Genomic DNA, 16,203 nt, shown 5'->3' with positions numbered 1-16,203 from the left:
CACCGCTGGTGATCCCTTGGGGGGCATGAAGAAGAAGGGAGCGGGCCGTTCAGGTGGGAAGCCGCATGAAAGGACAGTATGTTTTTCATACTGGCTTGGCAATTACTGTCCGGATGCGGCTTTGATCGTCCGGCGCGGTGTCGTGACAGGGCGTAGATGAGCGTGCAACGAGCACTACCGCTGCATCGCCTTTTGGGTCAGGCCGCGGCGATGGCCGGCACCGCCCGCGCCCGACTCAGATCAGTGGCCATCGTCGCGGCGGGTTCTGGTCCGAACCACTCCAACGAAGCTTCCGCCGTCCAGGGGAGGGCGGCCAGAATATGCGCATAGTCCAGGACTCCCTCGAAAAGCGGGCACATACCCTGCCGGCTGCCTGCGGGATCGTGGACATTACCGGGATTGAAAACCGTCAGGCAATCCCGCGCGGTCACGTTTTTTAGGTGATAATGGAGGATATGCGGTGCCAGCTTCGCATGGGCAGCAAGCGGATCGGCTCCGCTTTCCCAGACATGCAGCACGTCGAAATTCACACCAATCGCGGGATGATCCAGTTCTTCCAGCAGCCCAAGTGTTTCCGCAAGCCCGTCGGCCAGCGTGTCCGGATGGGTTTCGATCGCGACGCGGAGGCCGTGCAGGGCAGCGAACTGCGCGGTTTCGCGCAAGTCGCGCAGGATCGCGTCCCGCCGTTCCGGTGTGACCTCGGCACTGCCCAGATTGCCGGCAAAGAGACGAAGGCGTCCGGCCCCCCATTGCCGGGTCAGGACGCAGAGCGCCTCGGCCTCGGCCGCATCGAAACCCGGCAGTCCCACAGGCAAATAGCCCGCCAGCATTGGCACGTGAGAACGCGCGGGCAGGGCGGCCCATTCTTCGGCCATCGCACGGGCATGAGGCAACCAGATCTCCAGTCCGTCAAAACCTTCACGCATGACATAACGCGCCAGATCGGCGGCAGAGACGTCCAGATGCCGGAAGGCGACCGAGCAGGCGTTGATCTTCATTTCCCGTTCTCCCGCCAGCGGCTGAACCACTCGGCCAGACTGGCCTTGATGCCGATTTCCAAGGTGGACAGTTCATCAAGCTGTTCAAATACCTGCGTCAAATCAGCTTCGCTCCCGCCGCGCGCATAGGCCACCGCCCGGCGATGCACCGCGTTCAGCCCGCCATGCAATGCCGCGATCCGGTCGCAGCATTCCTCGAAGGCGTCGTAATCCGCCCCCTCGATATCGCCGAAACTCGCCAACGCGTGTTCATAGGCATATTTCCGGATCGCGATGACAGGCAGTTCGCGCAGGGCGAGTTCCAGATCGCTGCGGGGCATGTCGGCCGAATGTGCCGTGACGATCCGGCGGATTGCGTCGATCAGCGGAGTTTCCCGTGGCCTGAAGGTTTCAAGGAACATCGCCTCGATATCCTCGGGTGCGGCCGGATGGGCGGCGTCAAAGTCAAAGGCATAGCCGCCCGCCACCGTTTCGCGCAGAAACGCCTTGCGCAGATCGGCAGCGGGGATCGGCCCCTCCCACCGGAAATCCGAATCCCGCATCTGCCATATATCGGGATCGCCGGTCGGCTCGATCAGGGCGTAATGCGGAAAGGGATCCTGCGCGAACTTGTTGTCCCGCTGCGGCAGCAGGAACATATCGATCATCGGCATGACATATCGCCCGGGCCGCCATTCCGCCAGCAGTTCCTCCAACCGCGCCAGATTGGCGGGCTTGCCCGCCGCTTCGTCATACCAGCGCGTGACATCGATCCCGAACAGGCGCCGGAACCAGCGGCAATAGAAATCGTGATCGATATCATCGGCGTGATAGCCAAGCCGCATCTGCTCGTCGACAACCACCTGCCCGTCCCAGAGCCCCAGATACATGGGCCGGTGATCGATCCCGCCCTTGTCCTTCAGCGCCTGGCAAAAGCAGCTGACGACGCAATGCACCTTGATGTCGATGGGTTCCTCTTCGGGTTCTGCCGGTTCGACTCCCGCCAGCAGATTGGCCAGTGCCGATACCGTCAGCGTGGGCGCGTGGTCGAATGCGTCCTCGGGCATATCGATTCCGGCCTCTTCCAGATGCAGCATCAGGGTCATCAGCGCGACCGAATCGAGCCCCAGATCGTTGCCCAGCCTTGCCTCGGGGCCAAAGGCATCCATGCGCGGGCACGCCAGTGGTCCGGACAGGATATCGCGGAGAATCTCGATTGCCGCATCAGGCGTGGGAATGTGGCGAGGCTCGTTCATTGGACGGGCTCCATCAGGTTCGCGGCAAGATCGCGGCGGGCGATCTTGCCATTCGCGCCGCGGGGCAGGGCGGCCATGCGGATCAGCCTTGCCGGGCGCTGGCGCGGCGACAGCCGGGCGGCAAGATGGGCATCGAGATCGGCCTCGGATACCTCGCCGGCATAGGCAAGAGCGGGGCGCTGCGTTGCTGCCGGATCGGGGATGGCGAAGGCGACGGCATCGCGCAGCCCGGGGCAGGACATTGCGGCGGTCTCGATTTCGGCCGGGTAGACATTGATGCCAGCCACGTCGATCACCTCTGCCGCGCGTCCGGCAAAAATCAGGTGCCCGCGTGCGTCGATCATTCCCAGATCCCCCGTGTTGATCGTGGCATCCGCAGTCTCGATCACCACCGGGGCGGGATCCGACTGCCCGGCGCTCAGCCGGATATGCGGCAGTGGCGCGCCCATGTCCTCGGGGCTGTCCGGGGCTACGGCGATGGCGACGCAACCCGCCTCGGAGCAGCCATATTGCTGGAACAGGTGCCGCGCCGCGCCTCGGATCGAGTCGAACCAAAGCTGGGGCAGAACGGTGCCCGAGGACATCACCGCGTGCAGCCCACCTTCGCCCGCCAGGCGCGCCAGCACATGCAGCAGCGGCGGCGCGGCGTAGAGAAGCGGGCGTTCGATATTCCCCAGATGGCGCAGGATGGTCTTTGGATTGGTGCTGTCCAGCACCACTGGCACATGCCCGCGTGCCTGCCCGACCAGCACTCCCGGTATCAGCCCGTAGGAATGGGTGATCGGTGCTGCGATGACCGGGGTCATTTCCGCTGGTTCCGGAAAAGCTCGGATATAGGCCGCGATCTCGGTCTCGATCTGCGCCCATGAGCGGGCAATGACCTTGGGTGCACCTGTCGTGCCGGAACTCATCTGAATCAGCACGCCGCCGGGCGTTTCCGGCGAGACCTGGCCAAGTTCGATCAGCCCCGAAGTCTCGGCGAAACTGTCACAACCGGCGCGGCGGGCCAGATCCAGTGCCTGCTCGCGCGGGGTTTCGGGATGTATCGGATAGCAGGACGCTCCTGCCGCACGCAGCCGCAGGATCTGGCCAAGACAGTCGGCCTTGTCGCCCAGATACAGGGCGATGCGGCGTTTGGCGGGATCGGAGCCGCCCAGCAGATCGGGCAGGTCCAGCGCTTCGGGCTCAACTAGGCGGTCATCGATACGGAATGCGGGCATTGGGTCGCTCATGGGATTGGGCTTTCCTAGAGGGTTCGGGACGGGATGGCTGGATTCGGTCGTGTCCAGCAGACGGGCGGTCAGCGATTCAGCCGGGATCAGGCGGTCGTCCATTGCAAAGCCGGGGGCATCGGGCACGGTGCTGCGGACCAGTTGCCAAAAGCGGCTCTCGGGCAGGTAACCCGAGCGATGCAGGAGATCGGCCAGTTCCGACAGAACATGGACGATCAGGCAATCCATCACCAGGTCGCGCAGATCCGTTGCCGCGCCCATCCTGTGATAAAGCCCGTCGGGCGCGCTTCCGAAGCCGGGATCGATGGCTGCAAGATCCGGCAGCAGGTCGGGACGCGACAGGCAATCCGGGACATATTCGAGGCTTTCGCTGAAATCCCGGGCGATCAACCCGGTGGGCCAGCCATCGTCGTGGCGGATCAACAGGTTCTGGCCATGCGCCTCGAGCCCGATACCGTGGCGGGTCATCAGCAGCCAGACCGGGCGCAGGATATGCAGAAACCGCGACAGCCATGCTTCGGTGCCATGACGCCTCAGCCAATTGGCAATCAATGGCCGCCCGTCCGGCTCGGTCAGCGACAGGGCGCTGACCGGCACCGCATCCCCGGGCGGGGCGGAACGGCGGATCGCGGCGAGCCGTCCGCCCAACAGGTCGCGGGCAACGATAACGGCGGAATGTTCCGGCAGGATCGTCAGCCCGGCGAGTTCCGGGTCGCTGTCGACCACCCGGCCCAACCAGTCCGAGATCGCGGGTGCCACCGCCACGGACCACGGGGCCAGATTGCGCACCGAGGAGGTCACACCGACCCCGAGCGACAGTTTCAGGTGATCGCCATCTCCGCGTGGAGCCAATGTCCGCAGCGATGTGGTGGCCTGCATCTCCGGTCCGGTCTGGTCCAGCAGGCGCAGCCGTCCTTCGGTCAGCAGATGACGGATGGCGGGCTCACCCGACAATTTGCGCCACTGCCACGGATGAACAGGAATCGCCCCGGACGGAGCGAAACCCATTGCGATGTCGCCGCCTTCACGATGAACCAGTTCGGGATCGGTGGCCAGCCAGAACGGACGGATTGCCGCTGCAGCTTCGGGCCCGAAAGCGGCATTGTCGTCATTGCTGAACCCGATCCTCGATTTGAAACAGGGATGGTAGGGATGCCCTTCGATCAACGACGCTTCCAGCGCCAGCCCGGTCAGGGTAAGCCGGTTCGGGAGCGGTGCGCCAGCGGCGCGCAGAAATCCGGCGCTGCGCTGCATCCCTTGCAACAACCCGGAAGGGTCGAGACCCGCAGCCCGCAGCCCGCGGCCAAGCGCCTCTGCCGTCAATGGGCGGCCATCGCCTTCCCTCGGTATGCCCAGCAGGCGCACCCGTCCACTTGCCTGCACATGATGCGCCGCGCGGATGATCAGCCCGCCCGCTATCCAGCCGCCACGAACCGAACGCAGCACGCCTTCGAACGCCAGCGCCTCGATGGCTTGCCGCAAGACCCGCGCCTCAGGCGACATCCGCAAGCCTCCGTGTATTGCGGATATGCGCCGCGACCGGGTTCGGGATACGCACATAGGGCGCACGCTCACCGGGAATGTGCAACTCGTCCACGCCGCCAAGCTGGGTCAGCAGGTTTCCCTTCATCGGCAGGGTCGTCCCGGTCAGCCAGCGCCGGGCCAGCCCGCTGCCATGACCGGGCAACTCCTCTGCCAGCCTTTCCAGATGCGAGGCCAGCAGCCCCAGGGAGCGGGCTTCCGCCAAAAGCCCGTCCATTGCCAGCCGGTGAATGATGCTGAATACCTGATTGACGATCAGCGTATATCCAAGCGCGTCCTCGACCTCGCCCCGGGAATAGACAAGCTGCGGGATGGCGCGTTGTTCCGCATCGGCCATGTCCTGAGAGATGAAGAAGCCCTGGTTGTCCCGCAAGTCGCAGCGGCAGGGCAGCCCTTGCGACAGGTCCAGCAACGCATTCTGCTGATGCGCTTCGAAACCGATCCCGGTCGCATCATAGAGCCGTAACGGCGGGGCGACAGCGACATCCAGATAGGCCTTGAACCAGAGGACGGGATCATGCGTGCCGATGGCCCTTGCCAGCATCGAACGACGGCCGGGCAGGGGGGCTGAACTCAGCGCCGCCACCTGCATGACCTGTCCCCCCCGGGGCCGGCGGTAGGGATTATCGCGCAGAATTACTTCAAACCCGGTTTCGTTCCTGTCGGGCAGGTCCAGCCCCATCCATTGCGGATCCGTGATCAGGCGCATCGGGCCGAAGCGTTCCCCGAACCCCGCGATACGCCTTGCCATCAATGCACCGGCCAGCAATTCATGGCGCTTGTTCATGCGCTGCGAGTTCGTCACCGTGACCGGCAGCGACACCTTTACCATGAAGTCGCTATCCGGGCTCCAGAGGGTTCGCACTGAAGATGTCGCGTGCCATGGTGACCCGACCGGGCCCATGTCGCGGATCCGTCCCCGGGCCAGCAATGCCGCGATCTGCGGGTCGCGTGACAACCGGTCCAGCGTCAGTGGATGTGCGGGCAGGATTGCCCGGCCCTCCCCGGGATCAATACCGAATCCCGGCAGATGACGGGCAACTCCGGGCTGCGATGCCTTGACCAGTTCCGCATCGACCGAAAGGGCGTGGAGTTGCATGGCTCCACGCCAGTCCGGCGTCATGCCACGTTCTTCCTCGGCATTCATGCCGCCTAGCGCCTTGGGGGCGGGGTGCATCCAGTGGCCGAAAATCAATGCCTGCTCGGCGGCAAGGAAATCCAGCGGGTCGTCGGGCTGCTGCAGACGGTCCTGGACAATCCGGGCTATGCGGTCTCGGCTGGCATATGTTCTGCGCGCCAATTCTGGAGCGGTGGAGGGCGATATCAGGTTCAATCCGTCAAGCAACAGGTCCAGCGCCTCGGCCGCGGTCACAGGTTGTGTCGTATCAAGCGTCATTTGCTCGATACGGGCGGGGCCGCAGTGGCCGGGATCGGCTGTCCTGATATCCAGTTTGCCCCGGGCGGTGTCCATGCCAAGGCAGGTCCCGTATTGCTTCGAGATTTCGCGTTGCCAGCAGACAAGCAAGGCCTGAAGGCTGATTTGATCGGCAACAAGCCGCACGGGATCAGGATCATACCGGGGATTGCGACTCATCTGCCTCTCCTTGTCGGACCATGTCATGGCTGAAAGCGGAAAGGCTGGCGATTTGCTGGCACTTGGGTTGCGCTTATTAATCCTTATTTAATTAGTCAACATATTTGCGTCGTTTCACGACCAAAGCTTCATTGTCGAGGAGATGGGACATGGCAGGTTTGCATATCTGGACAATGCTGTCGCCAGAGCCGGTGCCGCCGATGGTATCGTATCGCGGATTCGGCGGAACGGTGATGCGCGCAATGAATTTTCCCCGGACATAATGAGCATGTTTCACGCCGGGCGCCTTGTAGTTCTTGTAGTAAGGCTTGTATCAAATAATAATGTAATGAGCTGATATTTAATCAAGAATATTGATCTATGATTGATGCAGCGAGTTCATCGCTCTTTCACATAGGGCTCCCCTCCTGCGCGTGGAGGGATGGCGCGGCCGACAAAGCCGGCCAGGATAATCACGGTCAGGATATAGGGCAGGGCGTTCATGAACATCGAGGGGATGGTAATCACACCCAGGTCGAGATTCGGGTAACGGTTGGCGATGGCTTCGAGCAGGCCGAAGAGGAAAGTTGCGAACAGGGCACTCCATGGCCGCCATTTGGCGAAGATCAGTGCCGCCAGCGCGATGAAGCCACGCCCTGCAGTCATCTCCTTGACGAAGCCTGCGGAAAGGCCGGTGGCGAGATAGGCGCCCGCGAGCCCGCAAAGCAGCCCGCATATCGCGATCGAGGCATAGCGGAGCCGGGTGACCGAGACGCCAGCAGTATCCACCGAGGCCGGGTTTTCCCCGACCGCCCGCAGGCGCAGGCCGAAACGGGTGCGAAACAATACCCACCATGTCAGCGGCACGCAGAGGAAGGCCACATAGACGAGGATCGAGTGACCGGAGATCAGATCCGCATAGACCGGCCCGAGAACGGGAACATCGCGAAGCGCATCGGCGAATGGCAGGATGATCTCGCCGAACCGCCCTCCGTCTGTCAGCGATGGGGTACGCCCGCCGAGGCCGAAGATGCGCTGGCCCAGAAGCACCGTCATGCCCGAGGCGAGGAAATTGATCGCGACACCGGAAATCAACTGGTTGCCCATGAAGGTGATCGAGGCAAGGCCATGGATCAGTGCCAGCGCCATGGAACCGCCGATTCCCGCCAGCAGGCCCAGCCAGGGGCTGCCCGTGGCATAGGCGACCGAGGCGGCGGTAAAGGCTGCCATCAGCATCTTGCCTTCCAGCCCGATATCGAAAACGCCCGAGCGTTCCGAATATAGCCCGGCAAGGCAGGCCAGCAGCAGCGGCGTCATCAGGCGCACCGCAGAGTCGAGGATCTGGATGATGGTGGCGAAATCCATTCTCAGCTCCTTTCGGTGGCCAGCCGGAAGGCGACATAGGCCAGGAAGCTGCCGATGGCGGCCTCGATCCAGCGGCGGGCGTGGTCATAGGCCAGCCGGAAGGGCGAGGAGGACAGCAGCACCGCATAGGCGCCGTGGCCGGCGAGCGACAGGGCGAAGGCCCCGGCGATAAATACCGCCAGCACCGGCAGGGGGGCGCCGTCGGTGGCCCCGACCGTAGCGATGGCCAGCCAGAACACGATGGCCTTGGGATTGGTGATCTGCATCAGATATCCGGCGATGAAGGCCCTCGGCAGGCCGGTGGCGGCGCGATCCACCCGCGCGATGGCGACGCTTGGCGGCTGGATCGCGCGGCGCCATGCCTTGACCGCCAACCAGAGCAGATAGCAGATCCCGGCAAGGCGGATGGCTGTGGACAGCCATGCCACGCGCTCCATCAGCAGGCCAAGCCCCTGCGTCGTGGCCAGTGCCAGACAAGCTGCCCCCGCCGCGATGCCTAAGGATGCCGCGACGGCACACGCGCGCCCCTGCGAAAGCGCGATACCCAGGAGCAGCGCCACCCCGGGGCCGGGTGAAGCGACCGAGACGGCCTGGATCGCATAGGCCGCCGTGAACCCCGGCAGGTAAGGGATCAGCCACTCCATCACGCGTGCCCCTTTCCGCGCAGGGCAAGGAATATCCGTTCCAGCGGCATGCGCACCATGTTGTCCAGCGCTCCGGTAAACAGGATCACCAGTGCCTGGATGACGACGATCAACTCGCGCGGAATAGAGGTCCACAGCGCCAATTCCCCGCCGCCCTGATAGAGGAAACCGAACAACAGCGCGGCAAGGAACACGCCGAACGGGTGGTTGCGGCCCATCAGGGCGACGGCGATGCCGATGAAGCCGGCGCCTTCGACTGCGTTCAGCACCAGCCGCTCGGCTTCGCCCATGACATTGTTGATCGCCATCAGCCCGGCCAGCCCGCCCGAGATCAGCATGGCGATCACGGTGATCCGGACGGGCGAGATCCCGGCATAAAGGGCGGCAGGCTCTGACCGGCCGAGGGCGCGGATTTCGTAGCCGAGACGTGTGCGCCAGATCAGCAGCCAGACCAGGATGCAGGCGATCAGGGCGATGATGAAGGTGATATTGACCGGGGTGTTCTTGCCCCACTCGATGCCAAGGGCTGCCGCCATCTCGGTCAGTTGAGGCAGATGCGCTCCCTCCGGGAAATTGGCCGAGGCCGGATCCTGCGTGCCCGCCGGCTTGAGGATATTGACCAGCATGTAGTTCAGCAGCGCCGCTGCGATGAAGTTGAACATGATGGTGGTGATCACGATATGGCTGCCGCGCCTGGCCTGCAGCCACGCCGGGATCAGCGCCCATGCCGCGCCGAACAAGGCCGCGCCGACCATTGCGGCGGGCAGGGCGAGGCTCCAATGCGGCCAGGGCAGGGCCAGCGCGATCAGCGCCACGCCAAGCCCGCCGAGCATCGCCTGCCCCTCGCCGCCGATATTGAACAGGCTGGCATGATAGGCGACTGCGACTGCCAGCCCGGTAAAGATGAAATTCGTGGTGTAATACAGCGTGTAACCCCAGCCATAGCTGGACCCGAGCGCTCCGTCGATCATGGTTTTCAGCGCCAGCCACGGGCTTTCGCCGATGGCAAGGATCACGATGGCCGATATCGCCATGGCAAGGATCAACGAGATCAGCGGCGTCAGGATCACATCCGCCCATTTCGGCATCTTGTCCATCAGCCGCGCTCCCCTGAAACCTCGTCGACATGCTTGTGCTCGGGCGGGATGCCTTCGCTGGCATCGGCATGCGCGGTGTCGGTGATGCCCGCCATCAGCAGGCCAAGTTCGCCCGTAGTCGTTTCGCCGGGCAGGCGTTCGCCCATGATGCGCCCGTCGAACATCACCGCGATGCGGTCCGACAGCGACAGGATCTCGTCAAGCTCGACGCTGACAAGCAGCACCGCCTTGCCCGCGTCACGCAGCTCGATGATGCGCTTGTGGATGAACTCGATCGCCCCGATATCGACGCCGCGTGTGGGCTGACCGATCAGCAACAGGTCGGGGTTGCGCTCGATCTCGCGCGCGACGACCAGCTTTTGCTGGTTCCCGCCCGAGAAATTGCGCGCGGCGAGGTTCGGGTTGCGGGGCCGGACATCGAAATGTTCCATCTTGGTTTCGGCATCGGCGCGGATGGCGGCATTGTCCATCAGCAGGCCCCTGTTGAATTCCGGGGCGCGATGATAGCCGAAGGCGGTATTCTCCCACGCGGTGAAATCCATGATCAGGCCTTCGGCCTGACGATCTTCGGGGACATGGCCAATGCCACGGGCGCGGCGGGTCGAGGCGTCGGACATGGTGCCGGTCAGGTCAAGTTCCTGCCCGTTCATCCTGATGGTGCCGCCGGATTTCGACCCTTTCTCGGGAAAACCACCCAGCAATTCCAGCAGCTGGGTCTGTCCATTTCCCGACACCCCCGCAATGCCCAGGATTTCCCCGGCGCGAATGTCGAAACTGATACCACGCAGACGCTCCACACCTTCGTCATCGACCAGCGTCAGGTCGCGCACTTCGAGGATCTTTTCTCCGGGGCGCGCCGGGGCTTTCTCGACATTCAACAGCACCTTGCGGCCAACCATCAGCTCGGCCAGTTCCTCGGGGCTGGTTTCGGCGGTTTTCACCGAGGCGACCATCTCGCCGCGCCGCATGACGCTGACATTATCGGTGATCTCCATGATCTCGCGCAGCTTGTGGGTGATCAGGATGATCGTCTTGCCCTCGGCCTTCAGCCCTTCGAGGATGCGGAACAGGTGGTCGGCTTCTGCCGGGGTCAGCACGCCGGTCGGTTCGTCGAGGATCAGGATATCGGCCTGCCGATACAGCGCCTTGAGGATCTCGACCCGCTGCTGGTGGCCCACTGACAATTCGTCGATGGTCTCGTCGGGATCGACATTCAGCTGATATTCGGCAGCAAGCCGTTTCAGCACTTCGCGCGCCTTGGCAAGGGACGGACGCAGCAGGCGGCCATCCTCGGCCCCGAGAATGACATTTTCCAGCACGGTGAAATTCTGCACCAGCTTGAAATGCTGGAACACCATGCCGATGCCCGCCTTGATCGCGGTCAGGCTGTCGGCAATGGTCAGCGGCCGCCCGTTTACCAGGATCTCGCCCTTGTCGGGCTTGTAGAAGCCGTAAAGGATCGACATGAGCGTCGATTTGCCCGCGCCATTCTCGCCTATGATCCCGTGGATTGTGCCCTGGGGCACGCGCAGGTCGATATCCTTGTTCGCCTGCACGGGGCCGAAGGCTTTCGAGATGCCGCGCAACTCGATGGCATTGGGGGCCGCCGTGGCCGGTCGTCCCCCGGTATCCGTGACGGCCTCATGCATCAGAAATTGAGTGCAGGACAGGTATTGTCGCTGTAGTAGTCATGGACTTCGATCTCGCCCGATTTGATCTTCTCGGCGATCTCATCGACCTTGGCCTTCATCTCGTCGGTGATCAGCGAGGCGTTGTTGTCGTCCAGGGCATAGCCGACACCATCGCTTTCAAGGCCAAGGACCGATTGGCCGGTTTCCAGGTCCTCACCCGCCTTGAAGGCCTCGTAGACCGCGACATCGACGCGCTTGATCATCGAGGTCAGCACCTTGCCCGGATGCAGGTGGTTCTGGTTGCTGTCCACCCCGATGGACAGGATACCGCCATCGGCCGCCGCCTGCAGCACGCCGATGCCGGTGCCGCCAGCTGCGGCAAAGACCACGTCCGCGCCCTGCGATATCTGCGCCTTGGTCAATTCTCCGCCCTTGACCGGGTCGTTCCAGGCGGCCGGGGTGGTGCCGGTCATGTTGGCCACGATCTTGATATCGGGGTTCTCGGCCTTCGCTCCCTGCGCATAGCCGCAGCCGAACTGCCGGATCAGCGGGACATCCATGCCGCCGATAAAGCCTATGGTTCCGCTTTCGCTCGCCATGGCCGCCAGAACGCCGACCAGATAGCTGCCTTCCTGCTCGGCGAACATGATGGATTTGACATTCGGCTGGTCAACGACCGCATCGATGATGGCGAATTTGGTATCCGGGTAATCCGGCGCGATCTCGTTGAGGATATTGCCGAATGCAAAGCCCGTCATGACGATGGGATTGGCGCCGGTTTCGGCCAGGCGGCGCAGGGCCTGTTCGCGCTGCGCCTCGGACTGCATCTCCAGCTCCTTGTAGGAGCCGCCGGTCTCCTCGGCCCAACGCTCGGCGCCCCGATAGGCGGCCTCGTTGAAGGATTTGTCGAATTTTCCGCCCAGATCAAAGATCAATGCCGGTTCGGCCAAGGCTGACCCGGTTGCAAGCGCCGCCAGCGCCAAGCTTGCCATAAATGTTTTCATCAAAGTCATGACAGATAACCCCATCCTGTTGCCGCGAGCGATTCAAGTCACCCGCCTGATGCGCCGATTAGGGCGCATTGGCCAGGGGCGGTCAACCGCCTTCTTGTTGTTCCGAAAAGCCAAGATGCATCACGATGGCATCCAGCCCGGGGCCGTAGTATTCCCGCCGCCGCCCCGTTTCGCGCCAGCCAAGGGCCGAATAAAGTTCATGCGCGGGAAGATTGTCCGCCGCCACCTCAAGGAACAGGTCACTGGCTCCCATGAGGCGCGCACGGGCGGTGAATTCCTGGGCCAGCGCGCGCCCGTAACCCTGCCTCCGCGCCTCGGGAGCAACGGCCAGGGTCAAAAGCTCTGCCTCTCCGGCAATCGCGCGGCCAAGAAGGAAGCCGCCGCGGCAGGTCAGCAGGAAACATCCGGGGGTTTCAAGCAGTGCCGAAAATTCCTCCGTGCTCCATGGTCGCGGCGTGGTGAAACAGCGCCTGTGCAGTGCTGCCAGCTCTGCGGGAGTCACTGCAGAATGACCGGAGCGGGATCGCGGGACGGGGCGGCATCGGCGGGGCGCAGGTAAATCGGCGCGGGGCGAGGGACAGGGGAATCCCGGCGCATTATCGCGATACGCGCGACTGCTTCTGCCAGAGGAAACATTGACGCAACCGGCTTGGGGCCGGGCGGCAGCGAGCCAATGGCACCCTGCTGCGGTCGGCCCTGCCTCTCATTCACGTCATCCGCGCCGAAATCCTGCCAGATCACCTGATCACGGCGCGATGGCAGCACGATCCGGCAGGGGCGCGGCAATCCGAAGGCGGCGGCTTCGGTCACGCTGACACCGATGGCGGGAATCTTCAGCGACAGCGCCAGTCCGCGCGCGGCGGCAACCGCGACGCGGATTCCGGTGAAGTTGCCAGGACCGGCACCCACGCCGATCACGTCCAGATCGTTCCATCCGATCCCCGCTTCGGGCAGCATCTCCTCCAGCATCGGGAACAGCCTTTCGGCCTGCCCCTTGGTCATCTCCTCATGCCGCGAGGCCAGTATCCGGTCGCCGCGCAGCAAAGCGGCCGCGCAATGCGCGGCCGATGTGTCGAAACCAAGCGCGACCGGTTCAGGCAACGGGGCGAACCTCGATCACCTCGGGGATATAGTGACGCAGAAGGTTCTCGATCCCCATCTTGAGCGTCAGGGTCGAGGAGGGGCAGCCCGCACAGGCACCCTGCATATGCAGATAGACGATGCCGCGGTCGAAACCGTGAAAGGTGATGTCGCCGCCATCCTGGGCCACGGCCGGGCGCACGCGTGTATCCAGCAGTTCCTTGATCTGGCCGACGATCTCGGAATCCGGGCCGTCATGCGCGGCATGCCCGGCGTTTTCCGCTCTGTCGCCCTCGATGGCGGGGGCTCCCGACTGGAAATGCTCCATGATCGCGCCAAGGATCGATGGCTTCAGGTGATCCCACGGCGCGTCCTCGGCCTTGGTCACGGTCACGAAGTCCCGGCCCAGAAACACTCCGGTAACGCCTTCGACGGCGAAAATTCGCTGCGCCAATGGGGATTTGCCGCCCGCCTCGGGATTCGGAAAATCTGCCGTGCCGCTGGCGAGCACTGTTTCGCCGGGCAGGAATTTCAGCGTGACGGGGTTCGGCGTGGTTTCGGTCTGGATGAACATGGGAACGCTCCTTTGGTTCCGATATGGCGATGGCGGCCTGCCGGGTCAAGCTATGGTGCGTCTATCGGGTGATAGCCTCCAGCCGCTCTTTCGACAGGTCGCCCGGTACGATGGTGATCGGGCAGGACAGGTTGCCCGCTTCGCGTAAAAGCCGGCTCAGGACCGGATTTGCTGCGGATTTGTCGCTGTTCAGCCCCAGGACGACCACGCCGATCTCCGCATCCTCCGCGATCTGAGCGATCAGTTCGTCCGCCGGGTCTCCCTCGCGCACGACCAGCTCTGGCTCGACCTTGGGGCGCGAGCGCATCCATTTGGCAAAAACCTCGAAATGCGCCTCGATACGCTCATAGGCTTCGGCCCGCATGACATCCGCCACGCCAAACCCATGCTGGATCTCGGCGGTTGGAATTACCGACAGGATGACGACCCCACCGCCGGTGCTGGCTGCCCGCATCGCCGCAAATCTCATCGCGTTGAGGCATTCGTGGCTATCGTCCAGTAAAACCAGAAACTTGCGCATGGATTTATCGCGTGTTTGCTTCGGAGATTGGCGTTACAGTGGAGGAAGTGTAACTATTAAGCAAGCATGGCTTTGCAACTTCCATGCTCGGGTTCCCATGTCATGAATGCCGTGTTAACTAATGGATCGGGTTGAGAATTGTGATCGGAAAACTGTCGTGACCATCCACCGCGATTGGGGTAATGCCAAGATCGGCGCCGAAGCGTTAAGCCTCTCGGAAGCGACCAGCCCTAATGCACTGCTGCAGCATCTGGATCCGGCATTCGACGAGGAAGCCTCTCATCCGCGGCTCAAACGCCTTTTCGACATTGTGCTGGCCACGGTTCTGCTGGTGCCGTTATCCGTGGTGATGGCGGTGGTGGCGCTGACCCTGCTTGTCGTTCAGGGACGTCCGATCCTCTACAGGGCAGAGCGGATGCAGGCGCCGGGGCGCAGTTTCCGGCAACTCAAGTTCCGGACCATGCTCCTGCATGACGAGGATTCCGGCGCGACCGGCGCGCACAAGCATTGGCGGATCACCCCGATCGGACGTTTCCTGCGTCGCTCCCGCATCGACGAATTTCCGCAACTGTTCAATATTCTGCGCGGCGAAATGAGTTTTGTGGGGCCAAGGCCGCCGCTTCGGGAATATGTCGAGCGCTTTCCGCTCAAATATCGGCAGGTGCTGCGGTGCCGTCCAGGTGTGACCGGCCTTGCCACGCTGATCTATCACCGCCACGAGGACCGTATTCTTGCCAGATGCGGCAGCGCCGAGGCGACAGAGCGCGCCTATTATCGCCGCTGCCTGCCGGCCAAGCTGCGTATTGACGAGATTTATCTGCACCGGTCCTCGTTGGGACTCGACCTGTGGATCCTGTGGAATACGGCGAGGATCGTGGTTTCGCATCGTGATGAGCGCCCGCGCCGCCGCCGTTCGGTCAGGCGCTGAACGGATCGGCCGGATAGCCGACTCCGGTAAGATACAGTCCATGTGGCGGGCATACCGGGCCGCAGGCCGCGCGGTCGCGGGCGGCCAATGCCTCGGCTACCTGCCGGGGCTGCCATGATCCCGCGCCGACCCGCTCCAGCGTGCCTATGATCGAGCGGACCTGGTTATGCAGGAAGGATCGCGCCCGCAGCCTGAACAGATATTCCCGGCCATGCGGAATCTCGCGTTCCTCGATCTCGATCCGATCCAACGTTTTCACCGGACTCTGCGCCTGGCAGATCGACGAGCGGAATGTGGTGAAATCATGCCTGCCGACCAGATGCGCAGCGCCTTCGCGCATGGCATCGGCATCCAGCGGGTTCAGCACCCGCCAGACCAGCCCGCGATCATGCGTCAGCGGCGCGCGCCGGGCGATGAGACGAAAGCAATAGCGCCGCTCGATCGCCGAGAACCGCGCGTGAAAATCATCCGGAACGCGTGCCGCGGCCAGCACGGCGACAGGGGCGGGCTTCAGGTGGTAGTTCAGCGCCTCTGACAGTCGGAAGGGTTCCCAATCCCGCTCCAGGTCGGCATGGGCGACCTGCCCGGTGGCATGGACCCCCGCGTCCGTCCTGCCCGCCGCGGCGATCCGCGCACCTGCCGAGAAGCCCGGATCAAGCCGCCCCAGGGCGCTCTCGATCGCCTGCTGGACCGAAGGCCGGTCGGCCTGCGCCTGCCAGCCCGAGAAGGGGGCGCCGTCATATTCGATCAGAAGGGCGAAACGGGGCATGG

General features: G+C 63.4%; 15 protein-coding genes. 1 reads left to right on the top strand and 14 read right to left on the bottom strand.

All coding sequences use genetic code 11. The annotated features are described in order from the left end of the window. Positions 1-197 precede the first annotated feature (197 nt). The 13 genes from C9E81_RS11310 to C9E81_RS11245 form a co-directional block, all read right to left on the bottom strand. Positions 198-998 (bottom strand): sugar phosphate isomerase/epimerase family protein, encoded by an 801-nt coding sequence (locus C9E81_RS11310; protein ID WP_122112468.1) that lies wholly within the window; start codon positions 996-998, stop codon positions 198-200. Next, a complete protein-coding gene (locus C9E81_RS11305) occupies positions 995-2,233 on the bottom strand; it encodes a DUF6005 family protein (RefSeq protein WP_122112467.1) in 1,239 nt (412 codons plus the stop codon). The genes C9E81_RS11310 and C9E81_RS11305 overlap by 4 nt, the downstream gene beginning before the upstream one ends. After that, positions 2,230-4,968: an IucA/IucC family protein gene (locus C9E81_RS11300; protein ID WP_166461889.1), complete on the bottom strand. Its 2,739-nt coding sequence runs from the start codon at positions 4,966-4,968 to the stop codon at positions 2,230-2,232. Before C9E81_RS11300 ends, C9E81_RS11305 begins: the two co-directional genes overlap by 4 nt. Further along, entirely contained in the window at positions 4,958-6,601 is a 1,644-nt protein-coding gene (locus C9E81_RS11295; RefSeq protein ID WP_166461888.1) for an IucA/IucC family protein, read from the bottom strand. The genes C9E81_RS11300 and C9E81_RS11295 overlap by 11 nt, the downstream gene beginning before the upstream one ends. 378 nt (positions 6,602-6,979) lie before the next feature. Continuing rightward, positions 6,980-7,945: an ABC transporter permease gene (locus tag C9E81_RS11285; RefSeq protein WP_122112463.1), complete on the bottom strand. Its 966-nt coding sequence runs from the start codon at positions 7,943-7,945 to the stop codon at positions 6,980-6,982. A gap of 2 nt (positions 7,946-7,947) precedes the next feature. Beyond that, on the bottom strand, positions 7,948-8,589 hold the full coding sequence (locus C9E81_RS11280; protein WP_166461887.1) for a LysE family translocator: 642 nt from the start codon (positions 8,587-8,589) through the stop codon (positions 7,948-7,950). Further along, entirely contained in the window at positions 8,589-9,686 is a 1,098-nt protein-coding gene (locus C9E81_RS11275) for an ABC transporter permease (protein WP_122112462.1), read from the bottom strand. The genes C9E81_RS11280 and C9E81_RS11275 overlap by 1 nt, the downstream gene beginning before the upstream one ends. Next, complete coding sequence (locus C9E81_RS11270) at positions 9,686-11,335, bottom strand: ABC transporter ATP-binding protein (RefSeq protein WP_122112461.1); 1,650 nt, start codon at positions 11,333-11,335, stop codon at positions 9,686-9,688. Before C9E81_RS11270 ends, C9E81_RS11275 begins: the two co-directional genes overlap by 1 nt. Next, the gene (locus C9E81_RS11265) at positions 11,335-12,330 is read right to left on the bottom strand and encodes a BMP family lipoprotein (RefSeq protein WP_122112460.1); all 996 of its coding nucleotides are present in this window, start codon (positions 12,328-12,330) and stop codon (positions 11,335-11,337) included. Before C9E81_RS11265 ends, C9E81_RS11270 begins: the two co-directional genes overlap by 1 nt. 82 nt (positions 12,331-12,412) lie before the next feature. After that, a complete protein-coding gene (locus tag C9E81_RS11260; protein WP_122112459.1) occupies positions 12,413-12,832 on the bottom strand; it encodes a GNAT family N-acetyltransferase in 420 nt (139 codons plus the stop codon). Further along, positions 12,829-13,431: a tRNA (adenosine(37)-N6)-threonylcarbamoyltransferase complex dimerization subunit type 1 TsaB gene (gene tsaB / locus C9E81_RS11255; RefSeq protein WP_122112458.1), complete on the bottom strand. Its 603-nt coding sequence runs from the start codon at positions 13,429-13,431 to the stop codon at positions 12,829-12,831. Before tsaB ends, C9E81_RS11260 begins: the two co-directional genes overlap by 4 nt. Next, positions 13,424-13,984 carry a NifU family protein gene (locus C9E81_RS11250; protein ID WP_122112457.1) on the bottom strand — a complete coding sequence of 187 codons (561 nt, stop codon included), beginning with the start codon at positions 13,982-13,984 and terminating at the stop codon, positions 13,424-13,426. The genes tsaB and C9E81_RS11250 overlap by 8 nt, the downstream gene beginning before the upstream one ends. A gap of 61 nt (positions 13,985-14,045) precedes the next feature. Continuing rightward, positions 14,046-14,504, bottom strand: a complete 459-nt coding sequence (locus C9E81_RS11245; RefSeq protein ID WP_122112456.1) for a universal stress protein — start codon at positions 14,502-14,504, stop codon at positions 14,046-14,048. A 250-nt stretch (positions 14,505-14,754) separates the two neighbouring features. Between C9E81_RS11245 and C9E81_RS11240 the strand changes: the two genes are divergently transcribed. Beyond that, a complete protein-coding gene (locus C9E81_RS11240; RefSeq protein WP_243698645.1) occupies positions 14,755-15,432 on the top strand; it encodes a sugar transferase in 678 nt (225 codons plus the stop codon). On the opposite strand, the gene truA is transcribed toward C9E81_RS11240, so the two are convergent. Then, positions 15,422-16,201: a tRNA pseudouridine(38-40) synthase TruA gene (gene truA, locus C9E81_RS11235; protein WP_122112454.1), complete on the bottom strand. Its 780-nt coding sequence runs from the start codon at positions 16,199-16,201 to the stop codon at positions 15,422-15,424. The two genes, C9E81_RS11240 and truA, sit on opposite strands and share 11 nt — an antisense overlap. Positions 16,202-16,203 lie beyond the last annotated feature (2 nt).

The sequence above is a fragment of the Paracoccus alkanivorans genome (genome assembly GCF_003697785.1).
Classification (GTDB): domain Bacteria; phylum Pseudomonadota; class Alphaproteobacteria; order Rhodobacterales; family Rhodobacteraceae; genus Paracoccus; species Paracoccus alkanivorans.
The sequence above is the reverse complement of the archived record's forward strand: the minus strand, read 5'-3'. Positions and strand labels throughout refer to the sequence as shown.

Coding starts and splice junctions, on each gene's coding strand:
- C9E81_RS11310 (WP_122112468.1), bottom strand. CDS start 998: ATGAAGATCAACGCCTGCTCGGTCGCCTTCCGGCATCTGGACGTCTCT.
- C9E81_RS11305 (WP_122112467.1), bottom strand. CDS start 2,233: ATGAACGAGCCTCGCCACATTCCCACGCCTGATGCGGCAATCGAGATT.
- C9E81_RS11300 (WP_166461889.1), bottom strand. CDS start 4,968: ATGTCGCCTGAGGCGCGGGTCTTGCGGCAAGCCATCGAGGCGCTGGCG.
- C9E81_RS11295 (WP_166461888.1), bottom strand. CDS start 6,601: ATGAGTCGCAATCCCCGGTATGATCCTGATCCCGTGCGGCTTGTTGCC.
- C9E81_RS11285 (WP_122112463.1), bottom strand. CDS start 7,945: ATGGATTTCGCCACCATCATCCAGATCCTCGACTCTGCGGTGCGCCTG.
- C9E81_RS11280 (WP_166461887.1), bottom strand. CDS start 8,589: ATGGAGTGGCTGATCCCTTACCTGCCGGGGTTCACGGCGGCCTATGCG.
- C9E81_RS11275 (WP_122112462.1), bottom strand. CDS start 9,686: ATGGACAAGATGCCGAAATGGGCGGATGTGATCCTGACGCCGCTGATC.
- C9E81_RS11270 (WP_122112461.1), bottom strand. CDS start 11,335: ATGCATGAGGCCGTCACGGATACCGGGGGACGACCGGCCACGGCGGCC.
- C9E81_RS11265 (WP_122112460.1), bottom strand. CDS start 12,330: ATGACTTTGATGAAAACATTTATGGCAAGCTTGGCGCTGGCGGCGCTT.
- C9E81_RS11250 (WP_122112457.1), bottom strand. CDS start 13,984: ATGTTCATCCAGACCGAAACCACGCCGAACCCCGTCACGCTGAAATTC.
- C9E81_RS11245 (WP_122112456.1), bottom strand. CDS start 14,504: ATGCGCAAGTTTCTGGTTTTACTGGACGATAGCCACGAATGCCTCAAC.
- truA (WP_122112454.1), bottom strand. CDS start 16,201: ATGCCCCGTTTCGCCCTTCTGATCGAATATGACGGCGCCCCCTTCTCG.